Consider the following 15,021-nt stretch of genomic DNA (forward strand, 5'->3'; position numbering starts at 1 on the left):
GTGAGGCCGGCGCCACCCGGCTCGGATTAAATTTAGGAAATTTTATTGCTCCGCAACAGAGCCTGCGGGCGTCGCCGGCCATGTCGCGTTTGTAGCGCAAGGCCAAGTAGCTGCGCCAAGTAGCTGCGGACGCGCTAACGCTTTCTTTGCGTCATCGCCCGGGCAAGCGCACGGGCGAAATAATCCCTCGCGACAGCGTCCAGTGCAGCCGAGATCAATTCGTCGGATTCGACCTCGCGGCCCCTTTTCTCGGCCTCAAGCCGCTCGGCCTCCTGAATATAATCGATCGCAAGCTCGCGCAGACGGCCGAATTCGGCATCGTCACGAATAGGATAAACCGTCGCCAGCAAATCCCTGGCGCGCGCGAGGGCGCGGTCGCTTCTCACGCCAGCCATCAGCGCCTCCTTAAAACCGGTAGTTTCCCGCAGAAAGCGTGCTACGCACCGGCGTCGGCCGAATAATCAACAACGAGATGGCCGAACCTGGCACTAATCCAGACCAAGTGTTTGGGCTATGTCCGGTTCCTGACAAAGGGCATTATTTTTTGAGTTTCATCGGAGTTCGGCTGGCCGGGCCGACTTTCGCAGGATCATGGCGGTCACCGCGTCAAGAATTCTGGTGATCGCGGTGCGCCGGTACGCCCAGCGCCTATCGGGGTCTGGCGGATTGACCACCATCGTCGCGTTGGCCTCGAACAACAAGACATCGCCGCCCGGACCAAGCCCGAAATCGACGCCGGCATAATCGAGGCCGAGCAGATCACGTATCCGTTCGAGCGCCGCGACCGCTTTGTCCCCAAGCGTTGCCCGCATGTCTTCGAGAAAGCTCGCTTCCTCCAGGCGATGGTCCGGCTTGTCGGCCATGTCGGAGGTGAAATAATGCACCTTCCAGTCCCCCGATATCGCCAGATGCAAGGGATAGATCTCGCCTGCGATGATCATCACGCGGTATTTTCGCGCCTTGCCGTCTTTACCCCGGGCATCGAGGTATTCGATCACCAGAAGATCGTCTCCGGGAAGACTCGCCGCCGCTGCGGCTAATTCGGCCGCCGACGGAACCAGGATGAAGTTGCGACCCGTATGATAGCCGGGAGAACGCAGCAGCAGGGGAAACGTAAATCCGTCGCTGGCGACCGAACTGGCACCGTCCGGACCGGCTAGAATGTCGCGTGCGAGGGTAATGGTTCGCGGGGTCACGACGCCATGTACGGCGCCGAGCCGTTGGGCATTGCCGATGCGGCCGGTTTTCATGACCGCGCCGGGATCGTTGATAACCGGCGCGCTTGTCCGCGCTGTCAGCCGCGCGGCCGCTTGCAGCGCAGGTTCGCAGAGGTCCGCATCCCCGATGGCATTGAAGATCAGTTGATGTGGCGGCAGCGCGAGCTGCGGGTCGAGATAGTCGGCGATAACCACAGACGTCAGGTAGACACGGTCGTCCAGGAACGACGCGGTCGGGATGTTGCCGCCGCCCGAGGAGACAAGTTGCAGCAGCGCGATCGGCGGCCTGGTCCCGCGATACGGCAACGTCGAAATGGCGTGACCGCCAAACCCCTTCTGGAAATGATGCCGCGCCCGGGCGCGCTCGCCGAGGTCCGAGAGCACGGCACCTAATCCTTGATGCGCCTGGGCGTGCTCCGGGTCGATCCGCAGGGCCGCTTCGTAGCGCTCGCGCGCTTCCGTGTGCCGGTTGGCGCGAAACAGCAGGTTTGCCAGGTTCACGTGTCCGATCGGATTTTGGGGATGGTGGGCGATCGCCTCCGAATAGACGCGGCAGGCGGCGTCGATAGCGCCCATCTGCGTCAATAGCGCGCCGAATTCGTTGAGCGCGCTGAAATTTGCCGGCGCTCTGCGGAGGATATCGACAAAGGCGTGCTGGGCGTCCTGTCGCCGGTTGAGCGCGCCGAGCAGCACCGCGCGCTCAATTTCGGCGTCGATGGCATTCCCGGCGCTTCTGCGCGCGAGCAACTCCTCAAGCTGCCGCAGCCTTGATTCCTGCGCCAACCGGGGCGCCCAATCGCGATCGCTGCTGACAATGTCGGGCACGAGAGCTGCGTTCTGCTTCAGTCCGGTCGCGATGCGCGCAGGTTCGACGTAAGGGCATTCCTAGATGGCATTATCTGCTGATTCGTTCTACGCACCCGGAACTTTCGGTCGCGGATCCCGCCAATATTTCCAAATATTTCCCGTCCCTGCGTTTGAAATAGTCGGAAGCAAATTTGCCGCTCGGGTGGTTTCCGGATAGCGACTGCTGAAAGATTTTGTTTAGCGGAAACCGACATGGTCGATTGGTGACACCCCCAACGACGCGCAACAATGACCGCACCCGCATCAGCCCGCTCTCACTTACGTGCCGCCGATAATGATGACTCCTTCGCCGCGCGGCAGCTGCGCATTGGGCTGCAGCATTACGCCGCCGGTGGCATCAAAGAAGCGATTGCCGTCTATCAAATTGGTCTCGCCGCAGCCCAGAACGAACCGTCCGGGAATAGATCGATCGAGATTATTTGGGAGCTGCATTCAAAGCTCGGCAATGCCTGCATGGTCCGCGGCGATCTCGAATTTGCCGCCGTAAACTATCGGGCCGCGCTGCGGTTGGCGCCTCATTTGACGGATTGCTGGTGCAACCTCGGTAATGTGCACCTCCAGACCGGAACACCTTTGGATGCCATTGCGCTTTACGGTCAGGCATTGAAGCTAAATCCCGCTCATCGGCCGTCGCTCACCAACCTGGTTCAGGCCCTGATGGCGACGAACCAGTACCTTTTGACCAAGGGCCTGCTATCGGAGCTGGTCGGCGAGCGGCCGCAGGATGGCGAAATCCGAAAACAGCTCGGCAGGGTCCATTTCGAGCTGAACGACTTGGAATCGGCGCTGCAATGTTTTCGGCAGGCGGTCGTGCTCGACCCACGCGATGCCGACAGCATGTATTGGATCGGCGGCATCAAACAGGCGCAGGGCGATTTCGCGGCCGCCGAAGCCGCCTATGCCGAAGCCGCGCGCATCCAACCTTTGATCCGGCGGCCGGCCGCAAAACTTCCCGCGGAATTTCGTGTGCTGGCGCTGTATGCCCCGTTCGCCGGCAATCTGCCGACCGGATATCTCTTCCAGGATGCTGCCTACGACGCCAATACACTCGCCCTGTTTGCCTCCAGCCAGTACGACGTCGAGCTTCTCGATCAGGACGTGGAGGTCGTCGTCAATTTGATCTCCGATGCCGATCAGGCCGATGATGCGCTGTGGTCGTTGGCTGCTGATCTGGTCGGCCGGATTGGTAAGCCAGCCGTCAACCATCCGCTGGTGGTCCGCAAGACAACCCGAGACGCGGTTGCGGATCTCTTGAGGGGAATACCGGGTTGCCGTATCCCGAGGATTTGGCGTCAAAAGGCTGGCGCGGACCCTTCGATCGAGACACTGCATGAGGCGCTTGCAGCTGCCTCCACCATTTTGGTTCGGCCCGTCGGAACGCATGGCGGCGATGAGTTTGAAAAGATCGACGGCCTCGCCGAACTCACCGCACTTCTCGCGCATCGCCCGGAGACCGACCGCTATTTCATCGAATACATCGACTACCGCTCAAGCGACGGTTATTTCCGGAAATATCGCTTCATCTTGGTGGATGGGCAGATCCTGCCTTACCATCTCGCGATAGCGGGCGAATGGAAGGTGCATCACGACAGCACCGACATGGCCGATCACGTCTGGATGCAGCGCGAGGAGGAAGCGTTTCTGAGCAATCCCGCCACGGTTTTCAACGCTTCGCACTACCGGGCCCTGCGAGAAATCCACGCGCGCATCGGGCTTGAATATTTTGGCGTCGATTGCGGGCTGGATGGTTCGGGGAATCTAGTTGTATTCGAGGCCAACGCCTCGATGCTGGTGCATGACCGCAACGAACAATTCCCTTACAAGGCCCCGTTCGTGCTTCGTATCAAGACGGCGTTCGACGAGATGTTGCGGAAGCTCGCGATCGCAGGCGCTGCCAAGAGGGTTCGCGCAGCCAGTGGTCTCTCGAACATGTGATGGCTATCTGCTGCTCCGGCGCGCGACAGCGACACCCAGCAGGAATGCGACAAAAAGGCTCGCCAGCGGCGCTTCTCTCGTAACGGCGCTGATGGTCGCGAGCGGCTCGCCACGGCGCGCGGTCGCGATCGTCCGCGAAAGCCGGTCAACCGCGTCCTGCAATGCGGCGGTAAGTTCCGCGAGCGTGCGCGACACATCGGTCGCGGTGTCGATCGCGCGTTCCGCCATACCGGGCTGAGGTGTCGGTTGGGGTGTTTCGATATTCACGATTGCCCTCGAAACTTGGATCGAAGCGCGATGAGGCCGCCGCCTTTGGCTATCCGCGCGTGCGCTTGTTTTTGAACAGCGGGTCGCAAGGACCTTTGGCTATCCGCGACAGGCGCCGTGTTCAACGGCGGGAGGCGGCCTCCCGAAGCCAATGCGGTGGCCGGAATTTTGTTCCGTAGGAGAATTGCGCATTGACCCCGCGAAATTGCCGCGAAACCCCGGGATAATCACCTGAAGGGCGAGCAGAGGGCTTGGCTCTGTCTTTTCCCAGACAGTCATCGCAGATATTTTATCTTGGTCACCTGAGAGGATTCGCCGTGGCTGATGCTTCCTTGAAGAAAATTGCCATACTCGGCGCTCCGATCGATATCGGCGCGTCGCAGCGCGGAACCCTGATGGGGCCCGCGGCGCTCCGGACGGCGGGTCTCTTGACCCTGCTCGACGGGCTGGGCTTTGAGGTGAACGATTACGGCGACATCGCGATTGGCGACGTGGCTGATCTCGCCGATCCTCCGCCTGACACTGCCAGGCACTATCGGGAGATCCAGCGCTGGAGCCGGGCCTTGAGTGCGCGCAGCTATGAATTGGCGCGGTCCGGCGCCATTCCGATCTATCTCGGCGGCGACCACACGCTGTCGATGGGCTCGGTAAACGGGATCGCGCGTCATTGGCACGAGAGTGGTCGCGAGCTTTTTGTGCTGTGGCTCGACGCGCATGCCGATTACAACACGCCTGCGACCACCATTTCCGGCAACATGCACGGCATGTCGGCGGCATTTTTATGCGGCGAGCCCGGGCTGGATGGCCTGTTAGGCGGGGAGCCGCGCGCACCGATCGAGCCGGACCAGCTCGAACTGTTCGGCACACGCTCGATCGACAAGTTGGAAAAGGATCTGCTGCGTGAGCGCCGCATCAGCGTCGCCGACATGCGCCAGATTGATGAGTTCGGCGTCGGGGTCTTGATCCGCCGCGTCATCGATAAGGTGAAGGCGAGGGGTGGCGTGTTGCATGTCAGTTTCGACGTCGACTTTCTCGACCCGAGCTTGGCGCCTGGCGTCGGCACCACGGTGCCCGGTGGCGCCACCTATCGGGAGGCGCATCTTGTCATGGAGATGCTGCATGATTCAGGGCTAGTGCGGTCGGTCGACATCGTCGAGCTCAATCCCTTCCTCGACGAGCGGGGCCGTACCGCGCGCACCGCGGTGGAACTGATCGGCAGCCTGTTCGGTCAGCAGATCACCGACCGGCCAACCCCAAGCAATGCGATCGAACCGGACGGCTGATTATCGGTTTATCAATTGACGGTGCAGATCGGCTGGGCCCAAAGTTTGTCAATGCTGCGGCGTAAATGGGTTCTCTCATTCTGTTGAAGAAACGGATTTACTGCCTCGCTCATCGTTGAAGGGACGAAGACACTGCCTTTCGTTCTGTTGAGGGGACGAAACCACTGCCGTTGTGCTAATGCCGGAGCCAAGGGACGATCAACGAATTGTCCATGAGAATAACATTTGGAGGCTGCGCTCTCGGTGACGTCACTCATCCAGGAGCCAGTAATGCCGGAAAACGTCGATCGCAGTTCTGCAAGAGAAACCGGGGCCGTTTCGCAAACTAATCGCCATCCCATGATCCTCCGGGTTTCCTCGGTTGTGGTGGCAAGCATCCTTTCGCTTTTGATGCTGACGGCTGTCGTTCCGCCGATTGTTACCGATCAGTCTGACAGGGCGGTGGTCGATGCTCCCGTTACATTATTGACGTCGCCCATCGACGGAGAAATCGACTCTGTGGCAATAACCCCCGGTCGCACGGTTGAAGCCGGTGACTCACTTGCGCAGATATCGAACGTTCGGTTGGATCGTGGAACTCTGATTTCGCTTGAGGAAAAGGCTGCAGAGGCGCGTGAAAAACTGGCTGCTGCGCAAGGAAACAGAGACTCGGATCGCGCATATCTGAAATCGCTCGATTCCGAGATCGCGAACCAGATCGAACAGCTTAAAGCACTATTTCAGTCGCAGATCGTGGAACTGCGTGCGCGGGTGTCGCAATCGGAGTCTCTAAGCGCGGAAAAGAAAGCCCTGGTTGATCGGCAGTCCGATATGGTTTCGCGCGACGCCGCGAGCATTTATATGCTCAAGCCCACCACCCAGCAGTATTCAGCCGCGCTTCATAACGCGGATGCCGAAAACGCGAAACTCAATCAGAAGATTGCACAGCTCGATGCCCTCGAAAAAGGCATTTATGTGGGAGACGATCTCGTAGCAATCGGTACCCTCGTCCAGAAGCGGCGGGACATCGATTTGGATGAAAAAAGAATGGAAATCGAGGCAAAGGAACTTTCCGCGGTTTTGCAAGATCACGAGCGTCTCATAGCTGCCGAGCGAAACAGGTTGGAGACTTTGGCCGAAGCCAATATCCGGGTCACCACAGCGGGAAAAATACTGAACGTTGGTGCCGCGCCCGGCCGGCATGTGAATGCAGGGGACACGGTTGCGTCGCTTGTCGATTGCGACAAACGCTTTGTTGTAGCGATTTTTTCGTATCGGCAGGGCCAGAGCATGAAGGTTGGCACGCGTGTCCGCGTCGACGGCGTCTCTTTCGGGTCGGGCATCGTGACGGCTGTGTTGCCTAAGACCAGCGACAAGATCGACGACCGCTTCGCCGTCCCTTTCCCGCAGACGGAGCGGCGCGAACTATATGCGATCATCGCGCCTGACATTCGGACCGATGGCACGATCCACCCGGAAGCCGCAGTTCAGCACGAACAGCCGACATCCTGTAACGTTGGTCAGTGGGTAACGGTAACCAAGGATGACGGTATCGTTCCTTCCATGTCGGTTACCTGGCGCCGTTTAGAAACGCTTATGACTTCGTGGAGCGACAAGAAAGATCCTCTCCAGCCGAACGACCGCAACGAAACGCGACGTGAAACAGGGCGCTCCATGCTTGCATCGGCATTCCGCTCGGCCTCGCAAGCGGCACGTCAGTCTGCCGATCTGGGAGGTTGGGCGCCGCGGACGGACGCTGTCGTCTCTCGATGAAACGATCACTTGTCACCATCCTTTGCATCGCGACGATGAGCAGTTCCGCGGCTGCAGGCGGCGGCCCGGAATTGCGGCAGACACGCTATTGCGCGCCGTTGGCTGACGCAGTCACCTCGCAGGCGGCCGGTGCTAACGCGGTTTTTGTCCGCAGCTACGAGCACGGAGAAAACGAAAGCAGCTTGCCCGCGGGTCTGGCCTCGACGGCTTTTGTCTACGATAACGCGCTCGCCGTGATCGCCCTGGTTGCATGCGGAAACGTGCCCAGCGCAACCATCATCGGCAATGCCTTGAGCCTCGCGGCCCGCAACGACCGCAGCTTTCCGGATGGCCGCATTCGCAACGCCTATCGCGCAGGGCCCGCGGGCGAAGGAGCTCCGGCATTGCCGGGTTGGTGGGATGACAAACAAAAGATTTGGGCTGAAGACCCGGCGCAGGATGGCACCTCAACAGGCAACGTTGCCTGGGCGGCGCTGGCGCTGCTAACGCTGCATCAAGCAACCAAACAGGAATCCTTCCTGGCGGACGCCGAGCACCTGATCGATTGGGTGATTGCGAATGTATCCTCCGGCAGCGGATTCCGCGGAGGATTCCACGGTTACGATCCGCAGCAGGTGCCGCTCACCTGGATATCGACCGAACATAATGTCGATGTGTATGCGGCAGCCACCTGGCTGTTCCGTCTGACCGGCGAGCAAAAATATGCGGATGCCGCGTCTCAGGCCCGGCGATTTCTCGACCGAGCCTTCGATGCGGATCATTTCCTGCTGGGAACCAAACCCGACGGCAGCCTTGCGGACAGCGGGATGCTCGCATTGGACGTGCAGCTATGGCCTTGGATGGCAGTCCTGGATGCGCCCGCGCGATGGCGATCGGCCCTCAATTTTGCCGCGACACACCTGGCCGTGAAGGATGGCTTCGACTTTAACGGTGACCGGGACGGTCTTTGGGTCGAAGGGACCGCGCAGGCGTCGTTGGCCTACCGGATCGCCGGCGATCCTCACCGCAGCGCGCAATTGCTGACGACACTGGAGGCCGAGCGAACACCATCCGGCTTACTCAACGCAACCCGAGAGGCGCGTGTGTCAACGGGTCTTTCGATCGACCCAACGGGGACAGGGAAAGAAGCGGACTTCTTTTACTTCAGGCGCCCGCATCTGGGGGCGACCGCATGGGTAACGCTGGCGGCACTGGGGTGGAATCCATTTACCGGCCGAAAGGTGAACTGATGTTCGAAACCGCTGCGGACAATTCATCGATCTTGTCGATTGACCTTGGGCTATTGATCGGACTGCTTGTGTTGAAGCGGCTGCTGGATCCTTCGTCGACCCGCGACCGCATTCTGTTCGGCGCGACCATTGCCTCATTGCTGGCCGTATACGCCCTATGGCGTTGGCATGACACGCTTCCGGCATTCGCGTTTTCCGCGCAGAATGTGTGGCAGTATTTCTTCTTTGCATTCGAATCACTCGCCATCGTCTACACGATGATGTCGATCGTGATTCTTTTTCGCAATATCGATCGGTCCGGTCTCGCTGATGCGGCACAAAGCAGAATGGAACGCGAAGGTGATTTCCCTTCCGTCGATGTCTTTATTTGCACTTATGACGAGCCGCTCGAGATTCTGGAAAAATCGGTTCTGACCGCGTTGGCACTGGATTATCCGGATTTCACCGTCTGGGTGCTGGACGATACAAGACGCGGGTGGCTCCGCGAATACTGTACAGCAGCGGGCGCGCGCTATGTCACCCGGGACAACAACAGGGACGCCAAGGCGGGAAACCTGAACAACGGTCTTGCGGTCACCGCAAAGGAAACCAACGCCCCAGTCATTCTGGTGCTGGATGCGGATTTCGCCCCCCGCCAGGATTTCTTGAAGCGCACAGTCGGGTTGCTTTCAAATCCGCAAGTTGCCGTCGTTCAGACACCGCAGTTCTATTACAATCCTGATCCGATCCAGCACAATCTGCTGGCCGCGCAGAGTTGGGTCGACGACCAACGGTTTTTCTTCGATATATTCCAGCCGGCCAAGGATGCATGGGGATGCGCGTTCTGCGTAGGGACTTCCTTTGTCGTTCGCCGCGACCGGTTGGCCGAGATCGGCGGATTTCCGAGCCAGGCGATCTCCGAAGATATCAACCTCACCTATACGATGCTGGCGAAGGGTTACGAGACCTGGTGGCTCAACGAGAAACTCAGCATCGGGTTGTCGGCCGAGGGAATACCTGAATACATCACGCAAAGGGCGCGCTGGTGCCTTGGAACGATTCAAGTGGCCTTGCTTCGTGAAGGGCCGTTGCTTGGATCAGGATTTACGTTCACTCAAAGATGGCACTATTTGCATGGTGTGTTGAATTGGCTCTGTAAGCCATTCATGGTGTTGCTGCTGCTTGCCCCTCCTGTCTATTGGTTTGCAGGTATCCCGGCGTTCGAGGCGGATTATCTTGCGTTCTTGCGATATGGCGTGCCGGCCCTGTTGGGCCAGACGATCTACATGGCCTGGATTTCGAGGTCGCGTACGCTTCCCTTTTTTATGGAGGCAACCCATGCCGTGACGGCGTTTGCTATTTGCGCCACGCTTCTCAGCGCTGTCGTCAAGCCTTTCGGACGGCCGTTCAAGATTACGGACAAGGGCGGCGACCGTTCCGCTCCGCGGGTACATTGGAAGCTCGCCTCCGTCTTCGGCTTGATCTCGCTAAGCTCTGCTGCCAGCATCATGTGGGCGTTCGTGTCGCCATATGCCGCGAGCGAGATTTCTTCTCTCGATTTCTTCAACCTGCTCTGGGCCGGCATCGCCATGCTCATCGCGTTCATCGCATTCCTAGTCTGCTTCGAATTGCCGCGCAGAGAGACACTGTTCGACGTCGATGAAGCGGCCAAACTCGCGTTAGGCGGTGACGTGATCCCCGGTCATGTCACGAGGCTCTCGACATCCAGTGCGCAGATGTCCTGCGCCCGAACATTGCCGGCGCGCCTGTCCAGTACCGTGCAGCTTTATCTGGATGCGCTTGGCTGGATCGAAGCGGAAGTTTTAAGCTGTTCGGAGGCCATCATTGGACTGCGCCTTCGACCGACACCTGCGCAGCGTAGGCAACTCGTGGTAACGCTGTTCGGCTCGGCGTCCAACAATGTTGCGGAATCCGCTAGCATGAGAGGAGTGATTTTCGGAACGATATCGAGAGGGTTTCGAGGAAGGTAAAATAAACATTCCAATCGGGAGTGCCACGTCGCCTAGAGCCGGAAGCAGAACATATGATCTGAGCATTTCAGCTTCTGGGTGATCCCGCCGAAAGCTTTATACCGTGATCTGCGAAATAGCGGGCGAGCGCTTCAGGCGTGCCCAAGCTGTCGGCGAGCGCTACATACGTGTCGGGCCTCAGCAGATATAACGCATCGCGGGCGAGCCCCGCTCTCTCGTATTCCAATCGCCAACCGAAGCTATGGATCGGTATGTTTTGAGCCGCGCACCATGCCGTGAGCTCGCCGCTGGCGGAGCCGTAAACATGGACTTGCCAGTCCATGCCAGCGAGTGGGGTAAAATTATCCACGCCATCAACCCGCACCCATGGCAGGCGATCGCCGCCGTGCACATGCCCGGCGATGCCGCGGCTTAGCGGTCCCTGGCGATAATTCAGCGTGATCTGCGAGACGGTCCGGAACATGAATTCACGAACCGGTCGGAATGAGGCGACGATCGGGATCACGACCGGCGCGACACGCGTGCGCATGAATTCGGCAATCGGCCCGTCGGCGGTCGCGAAGCTGAAGATGCGATCGGTGGTCGCGACCAGCCGCCGCGCAAAGCCGATCCGCTCGGCCTCATAGGAATCGAGCAGATCATCGCCGGCGCGACCGGCCAAGACCGCCGCAAGCTTCCAGGCGAGATTGATGGCGTCGCCGATCCCGGTATTCATGCCCTGTCCACCGGCCGGGCTATGGATGTGCGCCGCGTCGCCAAGCAGGAACGCGCGTCCTTTGCGGAAATGCTGCGCCACCCGATGATGCACATGATAGGTCGAAAACCAATTGACGTTTCTGACCTGCACTTTGAGATGGTTGATCGCGCGATCGCTGACGTCTTTGAACTCCAGGGTTTCGGCGCGGTCGGCGCGCTCATCGCGTACCGTCCCGATCAGCCGGGCGCGTCCTTGTCCGGCCAGCGGGAAAACACCGAGGAAATCGGCATCGTCGAGATCGATGTGCAGTTCGCCATTCAACGCGGGCCCGGCGGCCTCGACATCGGCGACGTAGAAGAGTTGCCGGTAGGTGCCGCCGGGAAACCCAGCGCCGATCGTCTGGCGCACGACCGAGTGGGCGCCGTCGCAACCTGTGATGTAGTTCGCGGCGCAGTCGACCTCCTGGCCCGCTGGCCCGCGCAGGCGCGCGATCACGCCGTTTTCCTTCTCGGTGAAACCGATCAACTCGGTTTGCCGCTCGACCGCGACGCCGAGCGTCTCGAGCCGCTCGATCAGCAGCCGCTCGTGCTGGTCCTGGGGAAAGATTTTCAGGAAGGGATAGGGCGTCAGGCCGGAGCCGATGGTTTCAAACGCCAGGCGCGCCGCGGCTTCGCCTCTAACCCAAAGATTGACCGCAGGGACGCGGTGGCCGGCCGTCAGAACGGCGTCGGCGAGATCAAGCTGCCGGTAGAGTTCGAGTGTGCGGGCCTGAACCGCCAGCGCGCGCGACGTCGTTCCCGGCGCGGCCGTCTTGTCGATAATGCGCACCTGGACGCCGAGCTTGGTCAGCCAAAGCGCCAATACCAGACCGGTCGGGCCTGCGCCGACGACCAGGACGTCGCTCTGCGTCATCAGGTTCTCCAGTCTTCGCGTTCGAGGTGAAGCGACCCGGAAAGGCCCCGGATCTGACATTGGCCTGAAACGGAACCGGCCAGCCGAAGTGTAATTTACCCAGGCACAGTCTAAAATGTCTCCCTTTCGAAATATTCGGGAGTAACTTAGCTAACAGGTGAAACGGAGAATGCCCGATGACCGAACCTACCGACATCGATCACGATCTTGCCGTCACATCGCGCCGCCGTCTTCTCCGTGAGGGCGGCGCATTGATCGGTGGGGCCGTTGTGGCGGCAGGTCTCGCCGGCGGCGAAGCCTTGGCGGCTGCGGAGACCGACAACCTGCCGCCCAATGTCCCGGAATGGATGAAGGCGCCGGGCGATCCCATGGGTAGCCAGCTCTACGGAACGCCTTCGCCGTTCGAAAAGGGTGTCATTAAAAATATTCCGAAAAACCTGCCGCAATATTTGTCCGCATCTGGACGGACCCCGCTGCAGGATCTCGACGGCATCATCACGCCGAACGGGCTGTTCTACGAGCGTCATCACGGCGGCGTGCCCACCATCGATCCGGCGCAACACCGCCTGATGCTCCATGGCCTCGTCGACAAGCCGCTGATCTTCACCATGGACGACTTGAGACGCTTTCCCTCGGAGTCGCACATCTATTTCCTCGAATGCTCCGGCAACCCCGTCTACAAAAAACCGTATGGCAAGACGGCATCCGATCTCGTCGGCCTTTTGAGTTGCGCCGAATGGACCGGGGTCAGCTTGAAGCTCGTCCTCCAGGAGGCGGGATTGCAGCCGGGCGCGAAATGGGTGATCGCCGAGGGCGCCGACGCGGCGGCGCTGACGCGGAGCATTCCAATCGAAAAATGTCTCGACGATGCGATGCTGGTGTACAGCCAGAACGGCGAGCGGCTGCGCCCGCAGCAAGGCTATCCGCTTCGGCTATTGCTGCCGGGCTTCGAAGGCAACATGAACATCAAATGGCTGCGCCGGCTGCGCGTCGCCGCCGAGCCGACCTATTCGCGCGAGGAAACGTCGAAATACACCGACCTGATGCCGGACGGCACGGCGCGCGAGTTCACCTTCTACATGGAAGCCAAATCCATCATCACGCGGCCGTCGGGCGGCCAAAAGCTGAGCGCGCCGGGCTTTCACGAGATCAGCGGCATCGCCTGGAGCGGCCACGGCACGATCAAACGTGTCGATGTCTCCGTTGATGACGGCAAGAGCTGGCAGGAGGCGCAGCTGCAGGATCCGGTGCTGACGCGCGCGCTGACCCGCTTTCGGCTGCCCTGGCATTGGAACGGCGAGAGCGCCGTGATCCAAAGCCGCGCCACCGACGAAACCGGTTACGTCCAGCCGACGCTACCCGAACTTCTAGCGGTGCGCGGCGACAATTATTTCTACCACAACAACGCGATCTGGCCCTGGCGTATCGCTGCCACTGGCGAGGTGACCAATGCGTACGCATGAGTTTTGCGTCGCGATGTTTGCCGCCGTTGCGCTGACCTGCGCAACATCGGCGGAGGCGCAAAACCCTTACGGCATCGGCCGGCCCGCGACGTCTTCGGAGATCGCTGGATGGAATATCGATATCGACCGCGAGGGTCACAATTTGCCGCCGGGCAGCGGCAGCGTCAGTCACGGGCATGAGGTTTTCGATCAGCAATGCGCCGCCTGTCACGGCGCAAAAGGTGAGGGCGGCGTCGGCGAGCGGCTGGTCGGCGGCCAGGGCACGCTGGCGACGGCAAACCCGGTGCGGACGGTCGGCAGCTATTGGCCCTACGCGCCGACCCTGTTCGATTATATCCGCCGCGCCATGCCGCAGAACGCGCCGCAATCGCTCAGCAACGAGGACGTCTATGCGGTGTCCGCCTACATCCTCAATCTGAACGGACTGCTTCCGGCGGATGCTGTGCTCGACGCCAAGACACTAAGCGCGATCAAGATGCCGAACCGGAACATGTTCGTCGGCGATCCGCGTCCGGACGTCAAAAATCCGGAATGCATGAAGGATTGTGCAGGAAGCAAATAGCTTCCGCGTTCGCCGAAAGGAAAAAGGCCCGCATCAAAGCGGGCCTTCCGACTGCGTTGCCTTAGTCCTCGTTCACACTATGCCAACGCCGTAGCAATCGTTCACGGCACGCGCTCTCGCAGAATCGCTCCAGTTCCAGCTATTGTCGTTGCTGTATTTAGGCGCGCCCTTCAACACTGCGTATGAAACTCTGCCGCTCATCTTGTCGATCATCACCCGCTCGATCTTTCCGATCTTGGTATCGTCGGCGCCGTACACCGCCGTTCCCTCCGCCTTATCGCTGCCGATAAGGGAACCCGTTTCTCTTGCTTCAGTAACCATTTGTTGGTCCTCCCTCTCTGAGAAAGCGCAACAAGCGGCGCAAGAGATTGTTCCTGCAAGCGATCAGGCGCTCCGGACGAGGAGGACCATTCGCATCATGCCTGCAACGCCGCTGCACGAGTTGCCCGCACGACAGCGATACGACCGCACCCGCGCGTTGCGGCCGAGGCTCAGCCGGCGAACCGTGCCAAAGACTAACGCACGCTGACGAACGTTCCCCACAGCGCCGCGAGAACGGCGCCGACGAAGACATAGACCGGATTGTCGCAAAAGATGCTGCCATATCGGCACACATCGGCGCTGAGGCTGCCGATTTCATGGTGGCCGGCAGCATAGAACAGGCCGGACAGGATCGTCAGTACTATGGCCACGAAATACATCAAACGCCCTCCATGCCCACATCGATCCGCAGGCAATGCAATTCGTTCCGACATAAAAGCCGCAGCTAACCCTGGGCTTCGATGGACCATGATAATGGTCGGCCGCTCACCGATGTTTGAGCGGAGCCATTCGATTGTCCGAAAAATCTGTTAAAAAAGTGCAGCC

General features: G+C 60.0%; 13 protein-coding genes. 7 read left to right on the plus strand and 6 right to left on the minus strand.

Annotated features, from left to right (window positions below; translation table 11 throughout):
- Positions 1 to 134: 134 nt before the first annotated feature.
- Both B5526_RS28745 and B5526_RS28750 read right to left on the minus strand, forming a co-directional pair.
- Positions 135 to 395, minus strand: coding sequence for a hypothetical protein (locus tag B5526_RS28745; protein WP_079543152.1), 261 nt, complete (start codon positions 393 to 395; stop codon positions 135 to 137).
- Between the two features lie 156 nt (positions 396 to 551).
- On the minus strand, positions 552 to 2,042 hold the full coding sequence (locus B5526_RS28750) for a tetratricopeptide repeat protein (protein ID WP_172842131.1): 1,491 nt from the start codon (positions 2,040 to 2,042) through the stop codon (positions 552 to 554).
- 270 nt (positions 2,043 to 2,312) lie between these two features.
- Between B5526_RS28750 and B5526_RS28755 the strand changes: the two genes are divergently transcribed.
- The gene (locus B5526_RS28755) at positions 2,313 to 4,019 is read left to right on the plus strand and encodes a tetratricopeptide repeat protein (RefSeq protein ID WP_079543154.1); all 1,707 of its coding nucleotides are present in this window, start codon (positions 2,313 to 2,315) and stop codon (positions 4,017 to 4,019) included.
- A 3-nt stretch (positions 4,020 to 4,022) separates the two neighbouring features.
- On the opposite strand, the gene B5526_RS28760 is transcribed toward B5526_RS28755, so the two are convergent.
- Positions 4,023 to 4,286 carry a hypothetical protein gene (locus tag B5526_RS28760; RefSeq protein WP_079543155.1) on the minus strand — a complete coding sequence of 88 codons (264 nt, stop codon included), beginning with the start codon at positions 4,284 to 4,286 and terminating at the stop codon, positions 4,023 to 4,025.
- A gap of 317 nt (positions 4,287 to 4,603) precedes the next feature.
- Here B5526_RS28760 and rocF point away from each other — a divergent pair, with 317 nt between their 5' ends.
- The 4 genes from rocF to B5526_RS28780 all read left to right on the plus strand — a co-directional run bounded on the left by rocF (position 4,604) and on the right by B5526_RS28780 (position 10,520).
- The gene (gene rocF, locus B5526_RS28765; RefSeq protein ID WP_079543156.1) at positions 4,604 to 5,569 is read left to right on the plus strand and encodes an arginase; all 966 of its coding nucleotides are present in this window, start codon (positions 4,604 to 4,606) and stop codon (positions 5,567 to 5,569) included.
- Between the two features lie 270 nt (positions 5,570 to 5,839).
- Positions 5,840 to 7,321, plus strand: coding sequence for an HlyD family secretion protein (locus B5526_RS28770; protein WP_079545533.1), 1,482 nt, complete (start codon positions 5,840 to 5,842; stop codon positions 7,319 to 7,321).
- 35 nt (positions 7,322 to 7,356) lie between these two features.
- On the plus strand, positions 7,357 to 8,550 hold the full coding sequence (locus B5526_RS28775; protein ID WP_079545535.1) for a hypothetical protein: 1,194 nt from the start codon (positions 7,357 to 7,359) through the stop codon (positions 8,548 to 8,550).
- Positions 8,550 to 10,520 carry a glycosyltransferase family 2 protein gene (locus tag B5526_RS28780; RefSeq protein ID WP_079543157.1) on the plus strand — a complete coding sequence of 657 codons (1,971 nt, stop codon included), beginning with the start codon at positions 8,550 to 8,552 and terminating at the stop codon, positions 10,518 to 10,520. The genes B5526_RS28775 and B5526_RS28780 overlap by 1 nt, the downstream gene beginning before the upstream one ends.
- 67 nt (positions 10,521 to 10,587) lie before the next feature.
- Here the strand turns inward: B5526_RS28780 and B5526_RS28785 are convergent, their stop codons facing one another.
- Entirely contained in the window at positions 10,588 to 12,129 is a 1,542-nt protein-coding gene (locus tag B5526_RS28785; RefSeq protein ID WP_079543158.1) for an FAD-dependent monooxygenase, read from the minus strand.
- 176 nt (positions 12,130 to 12,305) lie between these two features.
- Here B5526_RS28785 and soxC point away from each other — a divergent pair, with 176 nt between their 5' ends.
- Together soxC and B5526_RS28795 are read left to right on the plus strand one after the other, a co-directional pair.
- Positions 12,306 to 13,592 carry a sulfite dehydrogenase gene (gene soxC, locus B5526_RS28790; protein WP_079543159.1) on the plus strand — a complete coding sequence of 429 codons (1,287 nt, stop codon included), beginning with the start codon at positions 12,306 to 12,308 and terminating at the stop codon, positions 13,590 to 13,592.
- Between the two features lie 13 nt (positions 13,593 to 13,605).
- Positions 13,606 to 14,154, plus strand: a complete 549-nt coding sequence (locus B5526_RS28795; RefSeq protein WP_433994668.1) for a c-type cytochrome — start codon at positions 13,606 to 13,608, stop codon at positions 14,152 to 14,154.
- A 72-nt stretch (positions 14,155 to 14,226) separates the two neighbouring features.
- On the opposite strand, the gene B5526_RS28800 is transcribed toward B5526_RS28795, so the two are convergent.
- Positions 14,227 to 14,475 (minus strand): PRC-barrel domain-containing protein, encoded by a 249-nt coding sequence (locus tag B5526_RS28800; RefSeq protein ID WP_079543161.1) that lies wholly within the window; start codon positions 14,473 to 14,475, stop codon positions 14,227 to 14,229.
- 194 nt (positions 14,476 to 14,669) lie between these two features.
- Entirely contained in the window at positions 14,670 to 14,855 is a 186-nt protein-coding gene (locus tag B5526_RS28805) for a hypothetical protein (RefSeq protein ID WP_079543162.1), read from the minus strand.
- Positions 14,856 to 15,021 lie beyond the last annotated feature (166 nt).

The organism is Bradyrhizobium lablabi, from assembly GCF_900141755.1.
Lineage (GTDB): Bacteria > Pseudomonadota > Alphaproteobacteria > Rhizobiales > Xanthobacteraceae > Bradyrhizobium > Bradyrhizobium lablabi_A.

Excerpts from the sequence above, each read along its gene's own strand:
- B5526_RS28755 (WP_079543154.1), top strand. The coding sequence starts at position 2,313 with ATGACCGCACCCGCATCAGCCCGCTCTCACTTACGTGCCGCCGATAAT.
- B5526_RS28800 (WP_079543161.1), bottom strand. The coding sequence starts at position 14,475 with ATGGTTACTGAAGCAAGAGAAACGGGTTCCCTTATCGGCAGCGATAAG.
- B5526_RS28805 (WP_079543162.1), bottom strand. The coding sequence starts at position 14,855 with ATGTATTTCGTGGCCATAGTACTGACGATCCTGTCCGGCCTGTTCTAT.
- B5526_RS28775 (WP_079545535.1), top strand. The coding sequence starts at position 7,357 with ATGAGCAGTTCCGCGGCTGCAGGCGGCGGCCCGGAATTGCGGCAGACA.
- B5526_RS28745 (WP_079543152.1), bottom strand. The coding sequence starts at position 395 with ATGGCTGGCGTGAGAAGCGACCGCGCCCTCGCGCGCGCCAGGGATTTG.
- B5526_RS28780 (WP_079543157.1), top strand. The coding sequence starts at position 8,550 with ATGTTCGAAACCGCTGCGGACAATTCATCGATCTTGTCGATTGACCTT.
- B5526_RS28795 (WP_433994668.1), top strand. The coding sequence starts at position 13,606 with ATGTTTGCCGCCGTTGCGCTGACCTGCGCAACATCGGCGGAGGCGCAA.
- soxC (WP_079543159.1), top strand. The coding sequence starts at position 12,306 with ATGACCGAACCTACCGACATCGATCACGATCTTGCCGTCACATCGCGC.
- B5526_RS28770 (WP_079545533.1), top strand. The coding sequence starts at position 5,840 with ATGCCGGAAAACGTCGATCGCAGTTCTGCAAGAGAAACCGGGGCCGTT.
- B5526_RS28785 (WP_079543158.1), bottom strand. The coding sequence starts at position 12,129 with ATGACGCAGAGCGACGTCCTGGTCGTCGGCGCAGGCCCGACCGGTCTG.